This is a genomic window from Stenotrophomonas sp. STEN147 (assembly GCF_056757995.1).
Genome location: NZ_JBRRCG010000011.1, coordinates 1 through 21,343 on the forward strand (window position 1 = coordinate 1; position 21,343 = coordinate 21,343).

Genomic DNA, 21,343 nt, shown 5'->3' on the forward strand with positions numbered 1-21,343 from the left:
CTTGGGGGGGTGGGGGGGGGGGGGGGGGGGGGGGGGGGGGGGGCGTCCGCGAGGCGCCGGGGCGGGTGGGGGGGCGCCCCCCCCCCCCCCCCCCCCCCCCCCCCCCCCCCCCCCCCCCCCCGCCCTCTGACAGTTTCCTGTGGCTGCCCGCCACGGAAGGAAGAAGGAAGAGCAACAGCGGGTCGCGCGCTTCGCTTGCTCGGAGCGGAGCATGGCTCCGCTCTACAAAAGACACCGCAGGATCAAACAAAAAGGACGCGGCGAAGGCCGCGTCCTTTTTGTTTTCTTTCAGTTCGTCAGTAACCAACGCTCTTGCCCACCGTCACCGGGAAATGAGCGGAGGCGGGACGGGTACAGATGGCGGGACCGTCCACGGCATGGATGCCGTGGCCGAGCCCCCAAGGACGGGTTTACGGCGTGTCCCGCCCTCTGTACCCATCCCGCCCAACTCACAACAACCCAGAGCCGCTTTGGCTTTGGCTTTGGCTTCTGCAGTAGCTTCTGCCCGCCGCAGGCGGACCACCGCGCGTCAGCGCGGCGCCTCCACATCCAGCCCGATCGGGCAGCTCACCCCGGTGCCGCCGATGCCGCAGTAACCGTTCGGGTTCTTCGCCAGATACTGCTGGTGATAGTCCTCGGCGTAGTAGTACTCCGGCGCCGGGAACACGATCTCGGTGGTGATCGGGCCATAGCCGGCCGCGTCCAGCTGCGCCTGGTACGCCTCGCGGCTGGCCAGCGCAGCGGCGTACTGCGTTTCGTCGGTGGCATGGATCGCCGAACGGTACTGGGTGCCGGTGTCGTTGCCCTGGCGCATGCCCTGGGTCGGGTCATGGCTTTCCCAGAACAGCTGCAGCAGCCGTTCCAGGCTCACCACCTTCGGATCGAACACCACCTGCACCATCTCGGTGTGACCGGTCAGGCCGGAGCAGACTTCTTCATAGGTGGGATTCGGCGTGACGCCGCCGGCATAGCCGACCGACGTGCTGTACACGCCCGGCTCCGACCAGAATTTGCGCTCGGCTCCCCAGAAGCAGCCAAGCGCGAAACGGATCTGCTGCAGGCCGGCAAAGCGGTCCTTCAGCGGGTGACTGTTCACGAAGTGCTGGTTGCTGTGCAGCGGCAGTGGCTGATCACGCCCCGGCAGCGCTTCTTCCGGGCGCGGCAGGCGCTGCTTGAAGGCGCCGATGCCCAGGATGCCCTGTCCGATTCCCAACATGATGCGCTCCTACGCCGGAAGGCCGGCAATGTCGTCTGCATCGGAAATGGGGGCGTCGGCGGCGTGGCCCAAGTCCAGTCCGGCGACGATGCCTTCGGCCTCGGCCCGCGCGGCGTCGGGGATGCCGACCCTCAATACACCGAACAGCGGCAGCTCGCCCATGCCCCCCAGCAGCTGCTCGCCGAACACGAAGGCAGGAATGCCGGCATCTTCCAATGCGTGCTTCACCAGGTGGGCGTCGAACAGATTGTCGGCCTTGTACACGATGTGCATGGGGCGGCTCCACGGGAGAGGCCTCCAGCATACGCCCGGGCGCTGAATGCCGCCGCTGCGCTCGCCGGGCATGGCTCGGCGCTACCCCTGGCGCCCCCTGCGCTTGCCGGCCGGGCCCCTGCGCCCGGTAGCGCGGGCGCAACCCCGGCAGCCCTTCCCCTTACGCGCTAGACTGTTGGTCTTTCTGCCCTTTTTCGCCCAGCCTCATGTCCGAGCACACCCCCGCCAGCCCCGAGACCCCCGCCGACAGCCACGAAAAGCGCGATTTCATCCGCCAGATCGTGCGCGAGGACCTGGCCAGCGGAAAGCACCAGGCGATCAAGACCCGGTTTCCGCCGGAGCCGAACGGCTACCTGCACATCGGCCATGCCAAGTCGATCTGCCTGAACTTCGGCATTGCCGGCGAGTTCAGCGGCGTATGCAACCTGCGCTTCGACGACACCAATCCGGCCAAGGAAGACCCGGAGTACGTGGCCGCCATCCAGGACGATGTCCGTTGGCTGGGGTTCGAGTGGAACGAGCTGCGCCACGCCTCCGATTACTTCCAGGCCTACTATCTCGCCGCCGAGAAGCTGATCGAGCAGGGCAAGGCCTATGTGTGTGACCTGTCGGCCGAGGAAGTGCGTGCCTACCGTGGCACCCTGACCGAGCCGGGCCGTCCCTCGCCGTGGCGCGACCGCAGTGTCGAGGAGAACCTCGACCTGTTCCGGCGCATGCGTGCCGGTGAATTCCCGGACGGTGCGCGCACCCTGCGCGCGAAGATCGACATGGCCAGCGGCAACATCAACCTGCGCGATCCGGCGCTGTACCGCATCAAGCATGTCGAGCACCAGAACACGGGCAATGCGTGGCCGATCTACCCGATGTACGACTTCGCGCATGCGCTGGGCGATTCGATCGAGGGCATCACCCACTCGCTGTGCACCCTGGAATTCGAGGACCATCGCCCGCTCTACGACTGGTGCGTGGACAACGTCGATTTCGCCCATGACGACGCACTGACCCAGCCGCTGGTCGATGCCGGCCTGCCGCGCGAAGCCGCCAAGCCGCGCCAGATCGAATTCTCGCGCCTGAACATCAACTACACGGTGATGAGCAAGCGCAAGCTGATGGCGCTGGTCACCGAGCAACTGGTGGACGGCTGGGAGGACCCGCGCATGCCGACCCTGCAGGGACTGCGTCGCCGCGGCTACACCCCGGCGGCAATGCGTCTGTTCGCCGAACGCGTGGGCATCAGCAAGCAGAACTCGCTGATCGACTTCAGCGTGCTGGAAGGCGCGCTGCGCGAAGACCTCGATGGCGCCGCACCGCGCCGCATGGCCGTGGTCGACCCGCTCAAGCTGGTGCTGACCAACCTGCCCGAAGGCCATGAAGAACAGCTCACCTTCAGCAACCATCCGAAGGACGAGAGCTTCGGCAGCCGTCAGGTGCCGTTCGCCCGCGAGGTCTGGATCGACCGCGAGGACTTCGCCGAAGTACCGCCGAAGGGCTGGAAGCGCCTGGTGCCGGGCGGCGAAGTGCGCCTTCGTGGTGCCGGCATCATCCGCTGCGATGAGGTGATCACGGATGCCGACGGCACCATCACCGAGCTGCGCGGCTGGCTGGATCCGGAATCGCGCCCCGGCATGGAAGGGGCCAACCGCAAGGTCAAGGGCACCATTCACTGGGTCAGCGCCGTGCACGGCGTCCCGGCCGAGATCCGCCTGTACGACCGGCTGTTCTCGGTGCCGAACCCGGACGACGAGTCGGAAGGCAGGACCTACCGCGACTACCTCAATCCGGAATCGCGCCGCACCGTCACCGGCTATGTCGAGCCGGCCGCGGCCAGCGCCGCGCCGGAGCAGTCGTTCCAGTTCGAACGCACCGGCTACTTCGTTGCCGACCGTCGCGACCACACCGAAGCCAAGCCGGTGTTCAACCGCAGCGTGACGCTGCGCGATACCTGGTCGGCCTGAGGATCTGCGCGGGCGCCGGCACGGCGCCCGCACGCCCGCGACGATGATCACCGCCCTGTCCGCCCTGCTCTGGTTCATCTCGCAGCATCCGCTGCTGACGTTCTTTGCAGCAATGGGGCTGGCCGCGCTGGTCTCGTGGTGGCGGCGTTCACCGGTCTACGCCATCGTGGTGTTTCCGCTGGCGATGCTCAACATCTTCCTCGGCAGCTTCCTCAACGCCACTTTCCTCAATGCGGTGGGCGAGCGCGGTGAAGCGGTGATCGTGAAGGCCGAGGAAACCAATTCCACGCTCAACGAACAGTACATCTGGCGCTACGAAGCGGTGTTGCGCACCGCCGAGGGTCGCGACGTGGAGGTGGTGTTCCACACCAACACCGCCTCGCTGTGGCCGCTGGAGAACGCGATCCGCATCCCGGCTCAGGACCAGCCGTTCGTGGTGAAGTACACGCCGGGCTTTCCGCGCAACTTCGTCATCCTCACCACCGAATCACCGCACGGCATCGCCCAGGCCCGTGCCAGCGCGCGCGAGCGGGTGGAGGTAGCCGCACGCAAGCTGCACTTCAGCCCGGGCAACGCCGATTTCCGCGCGGACTATCGCCGGGAACTGGATACCTGGCTGCGTGACCATGGCAACGATCCGCAGCAGCAGTCCGACGCACGGCGATATCGCGCAGAACGCGAAGCACTCGATCACTAGCCCCAGGCCCGGCCTGGATGCTCCACCCGATCCATCCACAGGCCTGACATGACCACGACGTCCACCGCCCTCCTCCCGCTGCTGCAGCAGGTCCTGCAGGACGCTGGCATCGCCAGCCGCGTCGACGGCGGCACGCTGCTGCTGGACAGCGGCCTGCGCCTGACCCCGCATGCGATGGCGGCACACGCGCGCGACAACGGTGGCTGGCAGACCTCCACGGTCATCGAGGCGCAGCACCCCACCCTGTTCGCCGATGGCCTGTTCGAGTACCAGCATGCCAACGGCGCCGATGAGCAGGCCTCGCTGCTGTCCGGCTTCCAGGCCTGGGTGCGGGTGGACCTGGCCACCCTGCAGACCGCAGTGGGCGCCGACGACGCGCAGGGCCTGCCGATGATGGGCCTGACCTATCCAGCAGGTGATGACGGCAAGGAACACGGGCGCACCGTCGTGCTGGGGCCGCTGGCCCACTACCGCGCGCAGGAGGTGGAGGTCGCCACGTGCAGTGAGGACGACCACGGTTCCTGCCCCTGCTGCCTGTTCACCAGGAGCATGGACGCCTTCGATGAGCTGCTGAAAGCACGCCAGTTCCTTGCCATCCGCCTGTTCGCCTCGCGCGATGCCGATGGCCTGTGCGAGGCCGATTGCCGGGTCAATGGCCACGACTTCGCCCCTGCCCTGCCATTGCTGCGCGCGTATGCCGCCAGTTGGCCGCAGGCCGGGCTGGAGTTCCGCAAGCAGTACGTGGTGATCCGCACCGGCTCGCCCGGCTGACGCGCCCACACCCGGTACAGGCCGGTGCGGCTACACTGCGCGCCGGTTTCCCAAGCAACCGCACTTTTCCCCATCCGACACGAGGCACCCCCGCGATGCTGTACGCGCAAGTCCACCTGACCCTTCCCGCCTGGATCCACGACCAGATCGACCTGGATCGTCGATATCCGGGCGATGAGGCCAAGGTCGCGCTGGCGATCGAGCTGTCGCGGCTGAACGTCGAACACGCCAGTGGCGGCCCGTTCGGCGCGGTGGTGTTCGGCCCGGACGACAAGGTGATCGCCGCCGGCGTGAACCGGGTAATGCCGCATGCCACCTCGTTGGCACATGCCGAGAACATGGCCTACATGTTGGCCCAGCAGCGCCTGCAGACGCCGCGCCTGAATGCCGTGCTTTCGCCGGTCACCCTGGCCACCAGCTCGCAGCCGTGCTGCCAGTGTTACGGCGCTACGGTGTGGGCCGGCATCGACCGCCTGCTGATCGGCGCCAGTGCCGCCGATGTAGAGGAACTGACCCCGTTCGACGAAGGCCCGCTGCCAGCCGACTGGGTGGGCGAGCTCAACAAGCGCGGCATCGAGGTGGTGCAGGGCCTGAACCGCGACGCCGCACGCAGCGTGCTGCGCGCCTATGGGGAAAGCGATGGCGCCCGTTACTGAAACCGGCATCGGCCTGCTGTGCCTGTGCCGGCAGGGTTTCGAGCCGGAGCTGGCCGGCGAACTGCAGTTCCGCGCCGGTGAGGCGGGCTTCGCCGGCTACGCACGTACCCAGCGCAATGACGGCTATGTGTTGTTCATGTGCGACGAAGCGGCCGCGTTGGCACCGCGGTTGCCGTGGCGCGGCCTGATCTTCGCGCGGCAGAAGCTGGTGGTGCTGGCTGAACTGCCGCAGCTGGATCCGGCCGATCGCATCACGCCGATGCTGGAGGTGCTGGCCGATGCGCCACGCTTTGGTGATCTGTGGGTCGAACATCCGGATTCGGATGCCGGCAAGCCGCTGTCCGGGCTCGCCCGTGCGTTCGGCAACGCGTTGCGCCCGGCGCTGCGCAAGGCCGGCAAGCTCAGCGACAAGCCCAATGCACGGCTGCCACGCCTGCACGTGGTGTTCGTGGACGGCACCCACGCCTTCATCTGCGTGGCCGACCCCGCCGACAGCGCACCGTGGGCACTGGGCATTCCGCGCCTGAAACTGCTGCCGGAGGCCCCGTCGCGTTCGGCGCTGAAGCTGGACGAAGCCCTGCTGACGCTGCTGGCGCCGGAGGAACGCGAGGCACTGGTGAAACCCGGCATGCGCGCGGCCGACCTGGGGGCGGCACCGGGCGGCTGGACCTGGGTGTTGACCCGCCAGCACATGCAGGTGCTGAGCATCGACAACGGCCCCCTGCGCCAGCACGTACTGGATACCGGCCTGGTCGAGCACCTGCGCGCGGATGGCTTTCATTGGCACCCGGAGCAGCCGCTGGACTGGATGGTGTGCGACATGGTCGAGCAACCGCGCCGCGTTGCCGAACGCATGGCCACCTGGTTCCGCGAAGGCTGGTGCAGGCATGCCATCTTCAATCTGAAACTGCCGATGAAGAAGCGCTGGGACGAGACCCGGCTGTGCCTGGACCTGTTCCAGGAGCAGGCTGGCACGTCGCTGGAAGTGCGTGCCAAGCAGCTCTATCACGACCGCGAAGAGATCACCGTGCTGGCGTCGCCGATGCGGTGATGCGCGGCAGGGTCATCGCCCGCACAGGATGCCGCGGGTACGCTTCCGTCAACGCCTGCCAGGAGTCCGTCATGTACCGTCCGCGTTTGCCCGTGCTGCTGGCTGCCCTGCTGGCCACGTCACCCGTACTGGCGCAGCAACTGCCGCCCACACCCGCGCAGAGCCAACCGCTGGGTCCGACCGGCGGAGCCATCCGCCAGCAGCCCTTGAATGCCGGACGGGTCACCGGCAGCGTCGATATTCCGATGCCCGCAGGGGAGGCCCAGGTCACGGTGCGCTCGGTTGAACCCAGCAGCGTGACCGGCCAATACCGCATCCACTTTGCCGCGCTGGATACCGACGGTGATGGCTTCATCAGCCGTGCGGAGGCCCAGGCCAATCCTGCACTGGCCGATGAGTTCACCGCGCTGGACAGCAAGCGCCGCGGCAAGCTGGATCGTGCCGACCTGGCCGGCTGGCTGATTGATTGATCCGGTTCACGGATCCCGCCGGGCAGGGCCCGGCGCTACCGGCCTGATGATCCGCCGAACGGCGTCCCGTTGCCGCGCTGGATAGCGCCGACCTGGCCGGCGCGCTGATTGATTGATCCGGTTCACGGATCCCGCCGGGCATGGCCCGGCGCTACCGGCCCGATGATCCGCCGATCGGCGTCCCGTTGCCGCGCTGGATCGTGCCGACCTGGCCGGCGCGCTGATTGATTGATCCGCTGCGGGTAGCGCCGGGCCATGCCCGGCGGATCAGCCGGCGAACGGGGTCGTTACACGCCGGCGGCACGCTTCCAGAACGCCTGAACCAGTGGCGGCCACTTGCCGACGCAGCCCAGCGCGCGGCCACGGGCCAGGGTCAGGTGCATCTCGTCGTTGGAGAACAGGCGGTTGATCGCATCGAAACTGTAGGCGGCCACCTGATTGTCGCTGCGCCGCTCGCGGGCCCAGCGCTGCAGGCGCTGCGGCGACAGGCGCGGCTGGCCACGGCGCTCGGCTGACGGCGCCAGCCATTGCCGCAGGGCAGCGACATCCCGCAGCCCCAGGTTCACGCCCTGCCCGGCCAGGGGATGCACCACATGCGCGGCGTCGCCGAGTGCGAGCACGCGGCCGGCCACATAGTGGCGGGCCAGCTGGCGGCGCAGCGGGAACGCGGCGCGCGGCGACACCAGGCGCAGTTCGCCCAGCCGTGCGGCGAAGGCGCGGGTCAGTTCGCGATTGAATGCCTCCTCCTCCAGCGCCAGCACGCGCACCGCCTCTTCGTCAGGCAAGGTCCACACGATCGAGCTGCGGCGCTCGGCTACCGGCAGCAGCGCCAGCGGACCGGTCGGCAGGAAACGCTGCCAGGCCGTGGCCTGGTTGGGCAGCTCGCTGTCGACGTAGGCCACCACGCCACGCTGCTGATAGTCGTGGCGCACCACGTCGATGCCCGCCAGCTCGCGCAGCGTCGACTCGGCACCATCGGCGGCCACGGCGAGGGCCGCTTCCAGCCTGCGTCCGTCATCCAGGCGCAGTCGCACCCCTTCCTCGTCCTGCTCCAGCGCCTCCACCCGTGCCGGGCAATGCAGCTGCACCCCGGCCGCCGGCAGTGCCGCCCACAGGCGATCCTGCAACAGCCCGTTCTCGACGATGAAGCCCAGCTCGCGACGCCCCAGGCGGTCGGCATCGAACAGCAGGTCATCGCCTCCCGCGGCATCCCATACCTGCATGCGGCGGTACGGCCAGGCCCGCGCCTGTACGATCGCAGGCCACACGCCGAGACGGTCCAGCAGCTGCACGTTGTCAGCCGCGAAGGCGAACACGCGCAGGTCCGGCTGCGATGCCTGCCAGGGCGCGGGCTCACGGCCCTCCACCAGGGCGACCGCCAGCCCCGCATCGGCCAGCGCCAGTGCACACGCGGCACCGACCACGCCGCCTCCCACGATGACTACGTCCAGGCGCGCGCGGCGGTTCATGCGGCTTCTCCGCGGCACAGTCGCGGCACGACGCCACGGAAACCCATCGCCCCGCCGACCAGCATCGACTGCACCGAACCGCGCTGCGCGGCCACCAGGCCGAAACTGCGCAACGGGCGCATCAACGGCGCAGGATTGCTGGTCAGTCGCGCCAGCCCTCCGGAGAACGCCACCGTCTGCTGGCGATCCTCTTCCCGACGGGCCACATACGCACGCAGCAGCGCATCACTGCCGGCATCGCCTGCATCGTCTTCCAGCAGTTCGGCCAGGGTCAGCGCATCGCGCAGGCCCAGGTTGAAGCCTTGCGCGCCCAACGGATGGATGGTCTGTGCGGCATTGCCGAGCAGCACCGCGCGCTCGCCTGCCAGGGCGCGCGCCAGCACCTGGATCAGCGGGTAGGCACTGCGCGGACCCGACTCCAGCAGACGCCCGGCACGCCAGCCGATGGCATGCTGCAGGCGCTGCAGCCACGCTGCATCGTCCAGCGCCATCACCGCGTCGGCGTCTTCGCGCGCTACCCCGTGCACCGTGCCGAAATGGCGGTCGCCACGCGGCAGCAGGGCCGTCGGACCGGTATCGGTGAAGCGCTCCCAGGCCGTGCCGTCGGGCGCGCGCTGGCTGCGCACGCGGGCCACGAACAGGGTCTGCTGGAAATCGTGGCGGTCGACCTCGATGCCCAGCGCCTCCCGCACCGCACTGGCCGTGCCATCGGCACCGACCACCAGCCGTGCCAGCAGCGTGCGCTCGCCGGCGTCGTCGGCCACATGCACCTGGCGACAGCCCTCCACCACCCCGCCCAGGCCGAGGAAACGCATCGGCCGGTAACGCCGCAGCCGCGGCAGTTCCTGCAGGCGTGCCTCAAGCGCATGGCCGAAGTCACGTGCGACCACCACCTGGCCGAACCACGGCCGGTTGTAATCGGCCGCATCGAGCTGCACCCGGCCGAAGTCGCCGGCGCGGCTGACATGGATGCGACGGATCGGTCCCGGCGCCATCGCCAGCTTCTGCATCACCCCCAGCGCGGTCAGTGCGTTGACGGTGGCGGCGGCGAAACTGAGGTTGCGCTGGTCGAACACCGCCGGCAGTCCGCCGGCAGGGCTGGCCTCGATCAGGCCCACGTCGCGGCCCAGGCGGTCCAGGGCGATGGCGAGGCTGGCACCCACCAGTCCGCCGCCGACGATCAGCACGTCATGTCGTTCACTCATGGCGTTCATGATACGCGCTCGCCCCGGCTGTACACCGAACGCGACGCTGCCTGCGCCAACCCGCGCGGCGGGCTAGAATGAAAGCTGAATCCGCTCCGGGCCCGCCGCCATGTCCGACACCGCCAATCGCGCCTTCGTCCTGTCCTTGCTCGTGCTGTTGCTGGCGGCGACCCGGGTCAACCACTTCGCGGCGATCCCCGATGCCTCCTGGGCGGTGTTCTTCATCGGCGGTTTCTACCTGGCGCGCTGGACGCGCTGGGCCTTTCCGCTGCTGATGCTGTTCGCGGTGCTGGTCGACTGGATCGTGATCCGCAGCGCGGGGCTGGATTTCTGGCAGCACTACTGCGTGTCGCCCGGCTACTGGCTGCTGCTGCCGGCGTACTTCTCGCTGTGGGCCGGCGGCATGCTGCTGGGCCACAACTACCGCGGCGCGCGCTGGCCGGTGCTGGCCAAGGGTGCGCTCCTGCTGGTGGCCTCGGTGGCGCTGTGCCACCTGCTTGCGCAGGGGGGCTTCTACTGGACCACCCGCAACGTTGCCGAGCCGACGCTGGCGGGCTGGGCGCAGAACTACGCACAGTGGTTCGGCCCCTACCTGCGGACCACGGCGATCTACGTGGCGCTGGCCGCCGCCCTGCAACTGGCCGTGGAGCAGGTGCTCAAGCTCCAGCAGGCCCGTCGCGACATCCGGCACTGAGCTGCGCCATGGGCCATCGCCTCTCGCGCATCTACACCCGCACCGGTGACGACGGCAGCACCGGACTGGGCGATGGCCAGCGCGTAGCCAAGGACGATGCCCGCGTCGCCTCCTACGGCACCGTCGACGAAGCCAACGCGGCGCTGGGCCTGCTGCTGGCCGCACCGCTTCCGGACGACGTGCGCGCGCTGGTGGTCCATCTGCAGCATCAGCTGTTCGACCTGGGCGCCGAGCTGTGCATCCCCGGCCATGCCGCGATCCATGCCGCCGATGTCTCGGCGCTGGAACAGCAGCTGGACCACTACAACGCCACGCTGCCGATGCTGAAGGAGTTCATCCTGCCCGCCGGTGGCGAAGCCGCCGCACGCTGCCACCTGGCACGGACCATCGTCCGCCGCGCCGAGCGCGAGACGGTGACGCTGTCCCGCCATGAAAACGTACGCAGCGAAGCGCTGCAGTATCTCAACCGGCTGTCGGACCTGCTGTTCGTGCTGGCCCGGGTGCTGGCGCGCGCCGATGGGCAGGGCGAAGCGCTCTGGCAGCCCCAGCACCGGCAGGGCTGAGTCCGTACGATGCTGGTCTTCACCCATCCGTCCTGCCTGCTGCACGATCCCGGTCCGGGCCATCCCGAATGCCCGCAACGGCTGCAGGGCGTGCTCGACGCCCTGCGCGGCGCATTCCCCGGCCAGCTGGACTGGCGCGAGGCCCCACCCGCCAAGTTCGGCGAGTTGAGCCGGGTCCACGACAGCGCCCTGCTCGACTTCGTGCTGCAACCGCAGACCGTGCCCCTGCGCCAGCTGGACATGGACACCTGGACCTCGCCCGGCTCGGCCAGCGCGGCGGTGCATGCTGCCGGTGCCGGTGTGGCCGCAGTGGATGCGGTGATGCTGGGCGCGGACCCGCTGGCGTTCTGCGCGGTGCGCCCGCCGGGTCACCATGCCACCAGCAGCACGGCCATGGGCTTCTGCCTGCTCAACAACATCGCCATCGCCGCAGCCTACGCGCGCGACCGCCACGGGCTGGAGCGGATCGCGGTGGTCGACTTCGACGTCCACCATGGCAACGGCACCCAGGATATCTTCCAGCACGACGCACGGGTGTCGTATTACAGCACCCACCAGGCCGGCCTGTTCCCCAACTCCGGCCTGCGCCGTGACCGTGGCGCGGGCAATCTGATGAACATCCTGCTGCCGCCGGGCAGTGGCGGATTCCGCTTCCGCAATGTCTGGGCCGACGAGATGCTGCCGGCCATCGACGACTTCCGCCCGCAGCTGATGCTGATCTCGGCAGGCTTCGACGCCCATCTGCGCGACCCGCAGGCGGATCTGATGCTGGAGACCGAGGATTTCGCCTGGATCACCCGCGAACTGCATGCGCTGGCGCGCCGCCATGCGGCCGGCCGGGTGGTGTCGATGCTGGAGGGCGGCTACGACCTGCAGGCCCTGGCCGAATGCAGCGTGGCCCACGTGCAGGCCCTGATGTCGCCGGCGGCGTCCCCCCCGGCTGGATGAACCCGAACCGGTGCGACCGGGCCGCCTTCATTGCCCCTATGCAAGGGATGGGGCAAGCTACCGTCCGTTTTCGCCCGAATCCGAACCGCGTGCGCCGAGCCCTCCGCCTGCTTCCCCTGCCTCTGAGCATCGCCGTCTGCCTGCCGGCGATGGCCGATGATAAGCCGCTCAACTGGGGCCTGTGCCCGGCAACCGACGTCATTCCCGCGTTCACCGACGCCCCGACCCCGGTTCCGGGCCAGGACAAGGCCGCCGCCAGCGCCGCGCGCGAGCAGCAGCCGACCGATATCGAGGGCGATCAGCTGCTGGGTACCACCACGGTGCCGCAGTACGAGGGCAACGTCGCCCTGCGTCGCGGCGACCAGTTCGTCGGCACCGACAAGCTCAGCTTCGACACCGAGTCCGGCAACTACATCGCCGATGGCAATGTCCGCTACCAGGACGCGTCGATCCGCATGGTCGCCAAGCGCGCCGAGGGCAACCAGGAAAGCGACACCCACAAGATCACCGACATCCAGTACCAGCTGGTGTCCCGCCGTGGCAACGGCGACGCCGAATCGGTCGACCTGCAGGGCGCGGTCGGGCAGATGCACCGCTCCACCTACACCACCTGCGACCCGTCGCAACCGGTGTGGAAGCTGTCGGCGCCGCAGATCGAAGTGGACAACGACGAGGGCTTCGGCACGGCGCGCAATGCCGTGCTGCGCATCGGCAAGGTGCCGGTGCTGTGGGCGCCGTACTTCAAGTTTCCGATCGACGACCGGCGCAAGACCGGCCTGCTGTTCCCGCAGCTGGGCATGTCCGGGCGCAACGGGTTCGACTACACCCAGCCGATCTACCTGAACCTGGCACCGAACTACGACGACACGCTGATGCCGCGCTACATGAGCCGGCGCGGCCTGATGCTCGACAACGAGTTCCGCTACCTCTACAACGGCGGCCGCGGCGAACTGCTGACCGCCTACATCCCCAACGACAAGCTGCGCGACCGTGATCGCGGCCGTGTCATGTTCAGCGGCTACCACAACGTGGACAGCCACTGGCAGGCACGTGCCAACCTGGCCTGGGTCAGCGACGAGCGCTACGTCGAGGACTTCGCCAACCGCCTGGTGGGCGTGACCGCCTCGAACCTGCAGAGCACCGTTGGCCTGTACGGCACCGGCCAGAACTGGACGGCCGGAATCATGGCCGACCGCTGGCAGCTGACCGACTACACGCTCAACGAGAGCGCGCTGGCCTACAACCGCCAGCCGCGCCTGTACTTCAACTGGGACAAGCCAGTCCTGTCGTGGCTGGAAACCGGCGTGTACGCCGAAGCCGTGCGCTTCACCCATGAAGACATCAACTTCAAGTACGGCCCCGAGGCCGGACCGGACCTTGAGTACACCCGTACCGGCCAGACCCAGCGGATGTACGGCGGCGCACGCCTGGACCTGAAACCCTATGTGTCGCTGCCGTTCAGCGGTGCGGCCTGGTACGTGACCCCGACCCTGGCCTACCGCTACACCGCCTACGACCTGGACCGGCAGCTGGCCGACAGCATCCGCCGCAACGTGCTGGTCTCGCAGGGCGTTGATCCGGCCACCGCGACCCCCGAGCAGCTGCGCGGCAACACCTCGCCCAGCCGCAGCCTGCCGATCGGCAGCATCGATGCCGGCCTGTTCTTCGACCGCGAGACCACCATCGGCGGCCGCTCGTTCCTGCATACCCTGGAGCCGCGCCTGTTCTACCTGCGCACGCCCTACCGCAACCAGGACGAGCTTCCGATCTTCGATACCCGTGACTTCACCTTCAGCTGGGGCCAGCTGTTCCGCGACTCGCGCTATACCGGCGCCGACCGCCAGAACGACGCCAACCAGCTGACCATGGCGCTGGGCACCCGCTTCATCGACCAGACCACCGGCCGCGAGCGGTTCTCGGCGGCCATCGGCCAGATCCAGTACTTCGACGAATCGCGGGTGACCGCCGTGCCGGGTGGCCCGCCGGTGGAAAAGGGCAAGTCGGCCTGGATCGCCGATGCCAACTACATGGTCAACGACCGCTGGACCCTCAGCGCGACCTACCAGTGGGACCCCAAATACAAGCGTGAGGACCTGGCCAGCTTCCGCGCCCGTTACCTGATGCCCAACGATGGCGTGGTCAACCTGACCTACCGCCACCGCATCAACCCGGACGGCACCGACCTGCTGAAGCAGGCCGACCTGTCGTTCCTGTACCCGCTGAACCCCCGCTGGAGCCTGGTCGGCCGCTACTACTACTCGCTGGAAGACAAGAAGCCGCTGGAAATCATCGGTGGCGTCCAGTGGGACAGCTGCTGCCTGGCCGTGCGCGCGGTGGCCCGCCGCTACGTGCGCAACCGCGAGGGCGAGCTGAACAATTCCATCCAGCTGGAGTTCGTGCTGAAGGGCCTCAGCTCCCTGGGCCAGGACACGGACCGCACCCTGCGCCGTGCTATCCTCGGCTACAACCGCGACGACCTCTATCTCGTGCCCCCCAGCAATACCGGGACGACCCGGGACGACTACGATCCGAATCTGATCCCATGACCAAGCGCTTCCCCGTTCTTCTCGCCTCGCTGCTGGCGGTGTCCAGCGTGTCCGCCCCCCTGCAGGTACTTGCCCAGGAGGCGCAGCCGCTGGACCGCATCGCCGCTGTCGTCGATGAGGACGTGATCCTGCAGAGCGAACTCCAGCGCGCCATCGCCAACATCAAGGCGCAGTACGCCGGCCGCGAGGCCCAGCTGCCGCCGGATGACGTGCTCAGCCGGCAGGTGCTCGAGCGCCTGGTGCTGGTCAAGCTGCAGGTGGCCCGTGCGCAGGGCAGCGGCATCCGCGTCAGCGACCAGGAGCTGAACCAGGCGATGAATGCCATCGCCCAGCAGAATGGTTCCAATCTGGACGCGCTGCGCCAGCGCCTGGCAAGTGACGGCATCGATTTCAACGACTTCCGCGCCTCGGTGCGTGACGAGATCACCGTGCAGCGCCTGCGCCAGAGCTTCGCGCAGAGCCGCATCAGCGTCAGCGAGGGCGAAGTCGATGCCGCGTTGAAGCAGCAGGCCACCGCCGGCAACCAGTACCACCTGGCGCACATCCTGATCGCCCTGCCCGACGGCGCCAATGCCGAGCAGATCGCCACCGGCCAGAAGAAGGCCGACGGCGTGAAGGCCCTGCTGGACAAGGGTGAGCTGGACTTCAATGCCGCCGCCGTACGTTACTCGGACAGCCCCAATGCACTGGAAGGCGGCGACCTGGGCTGGCGCAGCATGGACGAGATCCCGGCCGCGTTCGCGCAGCTGATGGAAAAGATGAATGCCGGTGACGTGGTTGGCCCGATCCGTGGTCCGAGCGGCTTCCAGCTGCTGAAGCTGGTGGAAGTGCGCGATTCCAGCGCCGCCGCCGGCACCCATACCGTCACCGAGTTCCACGGCCGCCACATCCTGGTGCGCGTGGACGACAACCAGACCGATGCGGCCGCCAAGGCCAAGATCGACACCCTGCGTGCCCGCATTGCCGGCGGCGCCGACTTCCAGACGGTGGCCAGGGAGTCGTCCGAGGACAACAACAGCAAGGGCCAGGGCGGCGATCTGGGCTGGTTCCCGGCCGATGCGTTCGGTCCGGCCTTCGGCCAGCAGGTCCAGAGCGTGCAGGACGGCGGTGTCAGCCAGCCGTTCCGCACCGACGCCGGTTGGCACATCGTGCAGCGCGTGGCGACCCGCCAGACCGACGTGACCAACGACAACCAGCGTGCGCAGGTCCGCGAAACCATCGGCCGCCGCAAGCTGGAAGACGAATACAACCGTTTCCTGCAGGAGCTGCGTGGCGAAGCCTACGTCAGCTTCCGCAGCGGTGACCGCGCGGAAAACACCGCGACGCCGCCGCAGTCCTGACCGATGCGCCCCGAGCTCGCTCTGGTACCGGGCGAGCCCGCCGGGATCGGCCCGGAGCTGTGCATCCGCCTCATCCAGCAGCCGCGCGATGATTGCCGGCTGCTGGCTTTCGCCGACCCGGATACCCTGCGCGCAGCCGCCGCCGCGCTGGACCTGCCCCTGCAACTGCTGCCCGAGGAGGCAGAAGCCCGCTTCCCGGGCGACCTGCGCCTGCGCGTCGTGGCCAATGCCGTCCCGAGCCGCTTCGGCCACGCCGATCCGGCCAATGCCGGCGCGGTCATCGGCGCCCTGCTCGGCGCCGGCCAGGCCTGCCTGTCGGGCGAGCTGCACGGCGTAGTCACCGGCCCGGTGCACAAGGCGGTCATCAATGAGGGCGGCATCGCCTACAGCGGCACCACCGAACTGCTGGCCGACCAGGCCGGGGTGAAGGTGGTGATGATGCTGGCCAATCACATCGTGCGCGTGGCCCTGGCCACCACCCACCTGCCGCTGCGTGAGGTCGCCGATGCGATCACCGCACCCGGCCTGGAGCACACCCTGCGCACCGTGCACGCCGCGCTGCGCCGCGAGTTCGGGCTGGCGTCGCCGCGCATCGCCGTGCTCGGCCTGAACCCGCACGCCGGTGAAGACGGTCACCTCGGCCGCGAGGAACTGGATCTGGTCATCCCGCTGCTGCAGCGCCTGCGCGCTGAAGGCATGGATCTGGTCGGGCCGCTGCCGGCCGACACCGCGTTCCTGCCAGGCAAGCTGGCAGGTTTCGATACGGTCCTGGCCATGTACCACGACCAGGGCCTGCCGGTGCTGAAGTACTCCGGCTTCGAGCAGGCCGTGAACCTGACCCTGGGCCTGCCCTACCCGCGCGTCGCTGTCGATCACGGTACCGCGCTGGACCTGGCCGGCCGCGGCACTGCCGATCCATCCAGCCTGCAGGCGGCAACGACGCTGTGTGCGCAGCTTGCGCGGCAACGTACACTGAGCGCATGAATTCCCCGCATTCCCCCTCCGGCCCGGTGTTCACCGCCCCGGCCAAGAAGCAGCTTGGCCAGCATTTCCTGGCCGATCGCCACTACATCGACAAGATCGTGATGGCGGTCAACCCCAAGGACGGTGACCGCCTGGTCGAGATCGGCCCCGGCCAGGGAGCGATCACGCTGCCGCTGCTGCGCGTGCATCCGGCACTGACGGTGATCGAGTTCGACCGCGACCTGATCGCGCCGCTGACCGCCGCCGCCGAGCCGCTGGGCGAGCTGACCATCGTCCACCGCGACGTGCTGCGCGTGGACTTCACCGAACTGGCGGCCGGACAGCCGATCCGTCTGGTCGGCAACCTGCCGTACAACATCTCCTCACCTATCCTGTTCCATGCGCTGGAACATGCCGCCGTAGTCCGCGACATGCACTTCATGCTGCAGAAGGAAGTGGTCGACCGCATGGCAGCCGGCCCCGGCAGCAAGGTCTACGGCCGCCTCAGCGTGATGCTGCAGGCCTACTGCACCGTCACCTCGCTGTTCGTGGTGCCGCCGGGCGCGTTCCGGCCACCGCCGAAGGTCGATTCGGCCGTGGTGCGGCTGGTGCCGCATGATCCGGCCACGGTCGGCATCCGTGACCACGCCCGCTTCGCCGAAGTGGTCAAGGCCGCCTTCGGCCAGCGCCGCAAGACCCTGCGCAACGCACTGAACAACGTGGTGTCGGCCGACCAGTTCGCCGCTGCCGGCGTGCGCCCCGATGCCCGTGCCGAACAGCTGGACGTGGCCGAATTCATCGCCCTGGCCAATGCCTCCTGATTACACTGCCGGTATGGAAGACGCTGACGTTTACGCCATTTCCGTCGAGGTCGCACCGCGATTCCTCGATGACCAGTCCGTGCCGGAAGACGGCCGCTATGCGTTCGCCTATACGATCCGCATCCACAACCAGGGCCGGGTGGCCGCGCGGCTGGTCGCGCGCCACTGGCGCATCACCGATGCCAACGGCCGCGTCGAGCACGTCGATGGAGAAGGCGTGATCGGTGAGCAGCCGCGGCTGCGTCCCGGTGAAGACTTCCACTACACGTCCGGTGTCATGCTGGCGACCGATCACGGGACCATGCAGGGCCACTACGACATGGTCGCCGATGACGGCACCGAATTCGCCGCGCCGGTCGCACCGTTCGTGCTGGCCATCCCACGTACCCTGCACTGACACGGAGGCCGGACGATGAGTGTGTGGGCGATCGGCGACCTGCAGGGCTGCTATGACGTGACCCAGCGACTGCTGGAGAAGCTCCGCTTCGACCCCGCGCAGGACACCCTGTGGTTCTGCGGCGACCTGGTCAACCGCGGTGGTCAATCCCTGGAAACGCTGCGGCTGGTGCATTCGCTGCGCGAGCACAGCGTGGTCGTGCTGGGCAATCACGATCTTTCGCTGCTGGCGGTCGGTGCACGCACCGAGGAAGAGCAGCGCAAGGTCAATCCGGACCTGCTGCGCATCGTGCAGGCCGAGGACCGCGACGAACTTCTGGACTGGCTGCGCCTGCAGAAGCTGGTGCATGTGGACCGCGAGATGGGCTGGATGATGGTGCACGCCGGCCTTGCGCCGAAATGGACCACGCAGATGGCCGAAAAGCATGCAGCCGAAGTCGAAGTGCAACTGCACGGTGCGGGCTACCGCAAGCTGTTCCGCAACATGTATGGCGACAAGCCAAGCTGGGCACCGAACCTGTCCGGCTACGACCGTTCGCGGGCGATCATCAACGTGCTCACCCGCATGCGCTACTGCACTCCGCGCGGGCGCATCGGCATCGAGGACAAGGGCACGCCCGGCACGCAGGAACAGGGACTGTATCCGTGGTTTGAAGTGCCCGGCCGTGTCGAGCGCGACCTGAAGGTCGTATGCGGCCACTGGTCGGCGCTGGGCCTGACCATCACCCAGGGCGTGCACGCCATCGATACCGGCGCGGTATGGGGCGGCAAGCTGACCGCGATCCAGCTCGATACCGATGAGCTGCGCGTGGTGCAGGTGCCCGGCCGTGATGTTCCTGCCCCGGTTCCGAACGCCCGGCCGCCGGCGCGACCGGCCCACGAGCGGTCTACCGCTGCGGCACAGGGCAAGGAACAGGGCGGCGGAAACACCGCTGCCAACCCGGGCAACCGCGGCCCACGTCGCCGCCGTCGGCGCGGTGGTGGTGGTGGCGGTACGGGTGGCGGCAACAGCACCAGCACACCGCCGCAGGGCTGAGCCCTCAGGGAGCCGAGCATGGCTCGGCTCTACAGGTGCGGCGATCAGCGGCGCACGTAATGCACGAAGCGGAACGCGTAGGCGTGGCGTTCGTCGGCCGGATGCGGCTCACTGCTTGTTTCCCGCCACAGCTGCGGGTCGACCTCCGGGAAATGGGTGTCGGCCGGCACTTCGGCATCGACCCAGGTCAGGTACAGGTCACTGGCCTGGTCCAGCAGCTGGCGGAAGATCTCGCCGCCTCCGATGACACACAGCTCACTGGCCCCCTCGCCTTCAGCGATCGCCTTCGCTTCGTCCAGCGAGGCCACCGCGCGCATGCCCTCGAACGGCACCTGGCCGCTGCGGGTCAGCACCAGGTTGGTCCGCCCCGGCAGCACGCGGCCGATCGACTCAGCCGTCCTGCGCCCCATCAGGATCGGCTTGCCCAGGGTGAGCGCCTTGAAGTGCTTGAAGTCATCCGGCAGGTGCCAGGGCATGGCATTGCCCTGGCCGATGCCACGGTTGCGATCCAGCGCCACGACCATCGAAAGCTTCATCGCGCTCACACCGCCACCGGCGCCTTGATCGCCGGATGTGGATCGTATCCGTCGATGCGGATGTCGTCGAACTGGAAGCCGAACAGATCGGTCACCTCCGGGTTCAACCACAGCTTCGGCAGCGCTCGCGGCGAGCGCGAAAGCTGCTCGCGGGCCTGCTCGAAATGGTTCGAATACAGGTGCGCGTCGCCCAGCGTGTGCACGAAATCGCCGACGCCCAGGCCGGTCGCCTGCGCAACCATATGGGTCAGCAGCGCATAGCTGGCGATGTTGAACGGCACGCCGAGGAAGATGTCGCCGCTGCGCTGGTACAACTGGCAGCTGAGCCTGCCATCGGCCACGTAGAACTGGAACAGGTTGTGGCAGGGCATCAGCGCCATCTGCGAGAGCTCGCCCACGTTCCAGGCGCTGACCACCAGCCGCCGCGAATCGGGATTGCGCCTGATCTCGTCCACCAGCCACTGCATCTGGTCGATCTCACGACCGTCAGCAGTCGCCCAGCTGCGCCACTGCTTGCCGTACACCGGGCCAAGATCACCGTTGCCGTCGGCCCATTCGTCCCAGATCCGTACCTGGTTGTCCTTCAGGTAGCCGATGTTGGTATCGCCTTTCAGGAACCACAGCAGCTCGTGGATGATCGAGCGCAGGTGCAGTTTCTTGGTGGTGACCAGCGGGAAACCTTCGTTGAGGTCGAAGCGCATCTGCCAGCCGAACACGCTGCGGGTGCCGGTACCGGTGCGGTCGCTCTTCTCCGTCCCGTGCTCCAGCACGTGCGAGAGCAGGTCCAGGTAGGCCTTCATGCCTTGCCCTCCACCGCCAGCGGCTGCGGCTGCAGTACCGGTGCGCGGCGCGACATCGCCAGCAGCACCAGGCCCAGCGCGATCAGCGGCAGGCTGAGGATCTGGCCGCGGGTGAGCCAGTCGAACGCTACGTAGATGCCGTTGTCGGGCATGCGCACGAATTCCACCGCGAAGCGGAAGACACCGTACATCAGCGCGAACAGCCCCCCCACCAGATAGCGATGGCGTGGCTTGGCCGACACCGCCCACAGCACCACGAACATCACCAGCCCCTCCAGGAAGGCTTCATACAGCTGCGAGGGGTGGCGTGCGTACTGGTTCAGCGCGCCGGTCGCGAACTGCGCCTGCAGGGTCGCGTGGTCAAGCTGGTTCAGCGGCGCCGGCAGGCCAGACGGAAACACCACGCCCCAGCTGCCATCGGTGTACTTGCCCCACAGCTCTGCGCCGATGAAGTTGCCGATGCGGCCAAAACCCAGGCCCAGCGGCACCAGCGGCGCCATGAAGTCCATGGTGTCGAAGAAGTGCAGCCTGTGCTTGCGCGACCACCACCAGCAGGCGCCGAGCACGCCCAGCAGGCCACCGTGGAAGCTCATGCCGCCGTCCCATACCTTGAACAGCAGCAGCGGGTTGTGCAGGAAATCGCCCAGCGCGTAGAACAGCATGTAACCGATGCGCCCACCCAGCACGACGCCCAGCATGGCGTAGAACAACAGGTCGGAGAATCCGTTGGCATCGACGCCGGGCAGGCGCCCGGCGGCGATCCGGCGACGACCGAGCAGCCAGGCGGCGGTGAAACCCAGCAGGTACATGATGCCGTACCAATGCACCTTGATCGGCCCCAGCGAGAGGGCGATGGGGTCGATGTCGTGGAAATAGATCATGGAAGACGCCTGGCAGGAGTACGGGTATTTTAGCGCCCCGACCCGGCCCGGGACCG

Annotated in this window: 22 protein-coding genes; 15 read left to right on the top strand and 7 right to left on the bottom strand. The window is 68.1% G+C overall.

What is annotated here, in order from left to right; genetic code table 11:
* Window positions 1–529 precede the first annotated feature (529 nt).
* The gene (gene msrA / locus ACVOKU_RS12020) at window positions 530–1,195 is read right to left on the bottom strand and encodes a peptide-methionine (S)-S-oxide reductase MsrA (protein ID WP_481560085.1); all 666 of its coding nucleotides are present in this window, start codon (window positions 1,193–1,195) and stop codon (window positions 530–532) included.
* Window positions 1,196–1,225: 30 nt separating this feature from the next.
* Complete coding sequence (locus ACVOKU_RS12025; protein WP_053519109.1) at window positions 1,226–1,489, bottom strand: putative signal transducing protein; 264 nt, start codon at window positions 1,487–1,489, stop codon at window positions 1,226–1,228.
* Between the two features lie 206 nt (window positions 1,490–1,695).
* On the opposite strand from ACVOKU_RS12025, the gene ACVOKU_RS12030 reads away from it, so the two are divergent.
* The 6 genes from ACVOKU_RS12030 (at window position 1,696) to ACVOKU_RS12055 (ending at window position 7,089) form a co-directional block, all read left to right on the top strand.
* Window positions 1,696–3,444 (top strand): glutamine--tRNA ligase/YqeY domain fusion protein, encoded by a 1,749-nt coding sequence (locus ACVOKU_RS12030; RefSeq protein WP_481560028.1) that lies wholly within the window; start codon window positions 1,696–1,698, stop codon window positions 3,442–3,444.
* Window positions 3,445–3,487: 43 nt separating this feature from the next.
* The gene (locus ACVOKU_RS12035; protein WP_065182847.1) at window positions 3,488–4,141 is read left to right on the top strand and encodes a hypothetical protein; all 654 of its coding nucleotides are present in this window, start codon (window positions 3,488–3,490) and stop codon (window positions 4,139–4,141) included.
* A 48-nt stretch (window positions 4,142–4,189) separates the two neighbouring features.
* Window positions 4,190–4,912, top strand: a complete 723-nt coding sequence (locus ACVOKU_RS12040) for a DUF6348 family protein (RefSeq protein ID WP_481560029.1) — start codon at window positions 4,190–4,192, stop codon at window positions 4,910–4,912.
* Between the two features lie 95 nt (window positions 4,913–5,007).
* Window positions 5,008–5,568: a nucleoside deaminase gene (locus ACVOKU_RS12045; protein WP_005415358.1), complete on the top strand. Its 561-nt coding sequence runs from the start codon at window positions 5,008–5,010 to the stop codon at window positions 5,566–5,568.
* Window positions 5,552–6,619, top strand: coding sequence for a 23S rRNA (cytidine(2498)-2'-O)-methyltransferase RlmM (rlmM, locus tag ACVOKU_RS12050; protein WP_065176234.1), 1,068 nt, complete (start codon window positions 5,552–5,554; stop codon window positions 6,617–6,619). Before ACVOKU_RS12045 ends, rlmM begins: the two co-directional genes overlap by 17 nt.
* Window positions 6,620–6,690: 71 nt before the next feature.
* Window positions 6,691–7,089 carry an EF-hand domain-containing protein gene (locus ACVOKU_RS12055; RefSeq protein ID WP_065182845.1) on the top strand — a complete coding sequence of 133 codons (399 nt, stop codon included), beginning with the start codon at window positions 6,691–6,693 and terminating at the stop codon, window positions 7,087–7,089.
* 287 nt (window positions 7,090–7,376) lie between these two features.
* Here ACVOKU_RS12055 and ACVOKU_RS12060 read toward each other — a convergent pair whose 3' ends face one another.
* Together ACVOKU_RS12060 and ubiH are read right to left on the bottom strand one after the other, a co-directional pair.
* On the bottom strand, window positions 7,377–8,558 hold the full coding sequence (locus tag ACVOKU_RS12060) for a UbiH/UbiF family hydroxylase (RefSeq protein ID WP_481560030.1): 1,182 nt from the start codon (window positions 8,556–8,558) through the stop codon (window positions 7,377–7,379).
* The gene (gene ubiH, locus ACVOKU_RS12065; RefSeq protein ID WP_481560031.1) at window positions 8,555–9,763 is read right to left on the bottom strand and encodes a 2-octaprenyl-6-methoxyphenyl hydroxylase; all 1,209 of its coding nucleotides are present in this window, start codon (window positions 9,761–9,763) and stop codon (window positions 8,555–8,557) included. The genes ACVOKU_RS12060 and ubiH overlap by 4 nt, the downstream gene beginning before the upstream one ends.
* 109 nt (window positions 9,764–9,872) lie before the next feature.
* Between ubiH and ACVOKU_RS12070 the strand changes: the two genes are divergently transcribed.
* The 9 genes from ACVOKU_RS12070 (at window position 9,873) to ACVOKU_RS12110 (ending at window position 19,070) form a co-directional block, all read left to right on the top strand.
* Window positions 9,873–10,457, top strand: a complete 585-nt coding sequence (locus ACVOKU_RS12070) for a hypothetical protein (protein WP_481560032.1) — start codon at window positions 9,873–9,875, stop codon at window positions 10,455–10,457.
* Between the two features lie 8 nt (window positions 10,458–10,465).
* On the top strand, window positions 10,466–11,020 hold the full coding sequence (locus ACVOKU_RS12075; protein ID WP_065176231.1) for a cob(I)yrinic acid a,c-diamide adenosyltransferase: 555 nt from the start codon (window positions 10,466–10,468) through the stop codon (window positions 11,018–11,020).
* Between the two features lie 9 nt (window positions 11,021–11,029).
* Window positions 11,030–11,968 (top strand): histone deacetylase family protein, encoded by a 939-nt coding sequence (locus ACVOKU_RS12080; protein ID WP_065176230.1) that lies wholly within the window; start codon window positions 11,030–11,032, stop codon window positions 11,966–11,968.
* Window positions 11,969–12,057: 89 nt separating this feature from the next.
* Window positions 12,058–14,514 carry an LPS-assembly protein LptD gene (lptD, locus tag ACVOKU_RS12085; RefSeq protein WP_080375337.1) on the top strand — a complete coding sequence of 819 codons (2,457 nt, stop codon included), beginning with the start codon at window positions 12,058–12,060 and terminating at the stop codon, window positions 14,512–14,514.
* On the top strand, window positions 14,511–15,854 hold the full coding sequence (locus tag ACVOKU_RS12090; RefSeq protein ID WP_053519673.1) for a peptidylprolyl isomerase: 1,344 nt from the start codon (window positions 14,511–14,513) through the stop codon (window positions 15,852–15,854). The genes lptD and ACVOKU_RS12090 overlap by 4 nt, the downstream gene beginning before the upstream one ends.
* Window positions 15,855–15,857: 3 nt before the next feature.
* Window positions 15,858–16,838 carry a 4-hydroxythreonine-4-phosphate dehydrogenase PdxA gene (gene pdxA / locus ACVOKU_RS12095; protein WP_481560033.1) on the top strand — a complete coding sequence of 327 codons (981 nt, stop codon included), beginning with the start codon at window positions 15,858–15,860 and terminating at the stop codon, window positions 16,836–16,838.
* The gene (gene rsmA / locus ACVOKU_RS12100) at window positions 16,835–17,638 is read left to right on the top strand and encodes a 16S rRNA (adenine(1518)-N(6)/adenine(1519)-N(6))-dimethyltransferase RsmA (RefSeq protein ID WP_065182841.1); all 804 of its coding nucleotides are present in this window, start codon (window positions 16,835–16,837) and stop codon (window positions 17,636–17,638) included. The genes pdxA and rsmA overlap by 4 nt, the downstream gene beginning before the upstream one ends.
* A gap of 13 nt (window positions 17,639–17,651) precedes the next feature.
* Window positions 17,652–18,035, top strand: coding sequence for a Co2+/Mg2+ efflux protein ApaG (gene apaG, locus ACVOKU_RS12105; RefSeq protein ID WP_053519676.1), 384 nt, complete (start codon window positions 17,652–17,654; stop codon window positions 18,033–18,035).
* A gap of 15 nt (window positions 18,036–18,050) precedes the next feature.
* Complete coding sequence (locus ACVOKU_RS12110; protein WP_481560034.1) at window positions 18,051–19,070, top strand: symmetrical bis(5'-nucleosyl)-tetraphosphatase; 1,020 nt, start codon at window positions 18,051–18,053, stop codon at window positions 19,068–19,070.
* Window positions 19,071–19,114: 44 nt separating this feature from the next.
* Here the strand turns inward: ACVOKU_RS12110 and ACVOKU_RS12115 are convergent, their stop codons facing one another.
* Genes ACVOKU_RS12115 through lgt form a run of 3 tightly spaced genes read right to left on the bottom strand, consistent with a single transcriptional unit; the run spans window position 19,115 to window position 21,287 of the window.
* Entirely contained in the window at window positions 19,115–19,606 is a 492-nt protein-coding gene (locus ACVOKU_RS12115) for a dihydrofolate reductase (protein WP_481560035.1), read from the bottom strand.
* A 5-nt stretch (window positions 19,607–19,611) separates the two neighbouring features.
* Complete coding sequence (locus ACVOKU_RS12120) at window positions 19,612–20,406, bottom strand: thymidylate synthase (protein ID WP_253119360.1); 795 nt, start codon at window positions 20,404–20,406, stop codon at window positions 19,612–19,614.
* Window positions 20,403–21,287 (bottom strand): prolipoprotein diacylglyceryl transferase, encoded by an 885-nt coding sequence (gene lgt / locus ACVOKU_RS12125; RefSeq protein WP_065182837.1) that lies wholly within the window; start codon window positions 21,285–21,287, stop codon window positions 20,403–20,405. The genes ACVOKU_RS12120 and lgt overlap by 4 nt, the downstream gene beginning before the upstream one ends.
* Window positions 21,288–21,343: the final 56 nt, after the last annotated feature.

Excerpts from the sequence above, each read along its gene's own strand:
- ACVOKU_RS12025 (WP_053519109.1), bottom strand. The coding sequence starts at position 1,489 with ATGCACATCGTGTACAAGGCCGACAATCTGTTCGACGCCCACCTGGTG.
- ACVOKU_RS12030 (WP_481560028.1), top strand. The coding sequence starts at position 1,696 with ATGTCCGAGCACACCCCCGCCAGCCCCGAGACCCCCGCCGACAGCCAC.
- ACVOKU_RS12035 (WP_065182847.1), top strand. The coding sequence starts at position 3,488 with ATGATCACCGCCCTGTCCGCCCTGCTCTGGTTCATCTCGCAGCATCCG.
- ACVOKU_RS12040 (WP_481560029.1), top strand. The coding sequence starts at position 4,190 with ATGACCACGACGTCCACCGCCCTCCTCCCGCTGCTGCAGCAGGTCCTG.
- ACVOKU_RS12045 (WP_005415358.1), top strand. The coding sequence starts at position 5,008 with ATGCTGTACGCGCAAGTCCACCTGACCCTTCCCGCCTGGATCCACGAC.
- rlmM (WP_065176234.1), top strand. The coding sequence starts at position 5,552 with ATGGCGCCCGTTACTGAAACCGGCATCGGCCTGCTGTGCCTGTGCCGG.
- ACVOKU_RS12055 (WP_065182845.1), top strand. The coding sequence starts at position 6,691 with ATGTACCGTCCGCGTTTGCCCGTGCTGCTGGCTGCCCTGCTGGCCACG.
- ACVOKU_RS12060 (WP_481560030.1), bottom strand. The coding sequence starts at position 8,558 with ATGAACCGCCGCGCGCGCCTGGACGTAGTCATCGTGGGAGGCGGCGTG.
- ubiH (WP_481560031.1), bottom strand. The coding sequence starts at position 9,763 with ATGAGTGAACGACATGACGTGCTGATCGTCGGCGGCGGACTGGTGGGT.
- ACVOKU_RS12070 (WP_481560032.1), top strand. The coding sequence starts at position 9,873 with ATGTCCGACACCGCCAATCGCGCCTTCGTCCTGTCCTTGCTCGTGCTG.
- ACVOKU_RS12075 (WP_065176231.1), top strand. The coding sequence starts at position 10,466 with ATGGGCCATCGCCTCTCGCGCATCTACACCCGCACCGGTGACGACGGC.
- ACVOKU_RS12080 (WP_065176230.1), top strand. The coding sequence starts at position 11,030 with ATGCTGGTCTTCACCCATCCGTCCTGCCTGCTGCACGATCCCGGTCCG.
- ACVOKU_RS12090 (WP_053519673.1), top strand. The coding sequence starts at position 14,511 with ATGACCAAGCGCTTCCCCGTTCTTCTCGCCTCGCTGCTGGCGGTGTCC.
- pdxA (WP_481560033.1), top strand. The coding sequence starts at position 15,858 with ATGCGCCCCGAGCTCGCTCTGGTACCGGGCGAGCCCGCCGGGATCGGC.
- rsmA (WP_065182841.1), top strand. The coding sequence starts at position 16,835 with ATGAATTCCCCGCATTCCCCCTCCGGCCCGGTGTTCACCGCCCCGGCC.
- apaG (WP_053519676.1), top strand. The coding sequence starts at position 17,652 with ATGGAAGACGCTGACGTTTACGCCATTTCCGTCGAGGTCGCACCGCGA.
- ACVOKU_RS12110 (WP_481560034.1), top strand. The coding sequence starts at position 18,051 with ATGAGTGTGTGGGCGATCGGCGACCTGCAGGGCTGCTATGACGTGACC.
- ACVOKU_RS12115 (WP_481560035.1), bottom strand. The coding sequence starts at position 19,606 with ATGAAGCTTTCGATGGTCGTGGCGCTGGATCGCAACCGTGGCATCGGC.
- ACVOKU_RS12120 (WP_253119360.1), bottom strand. The coding sequence starts at position 20,406 with ATGAAGGCCTACCTGGACCTGCTCTCGCACGTGCTGGAGCACGGGACG.
- lgt (WP_065182837.1), bottom strand. The coding sequence starts at position 21,287 with ATGATCTATTTCCACGACATCGACCCCATCGCCCTCTCGCTGGGGCCG.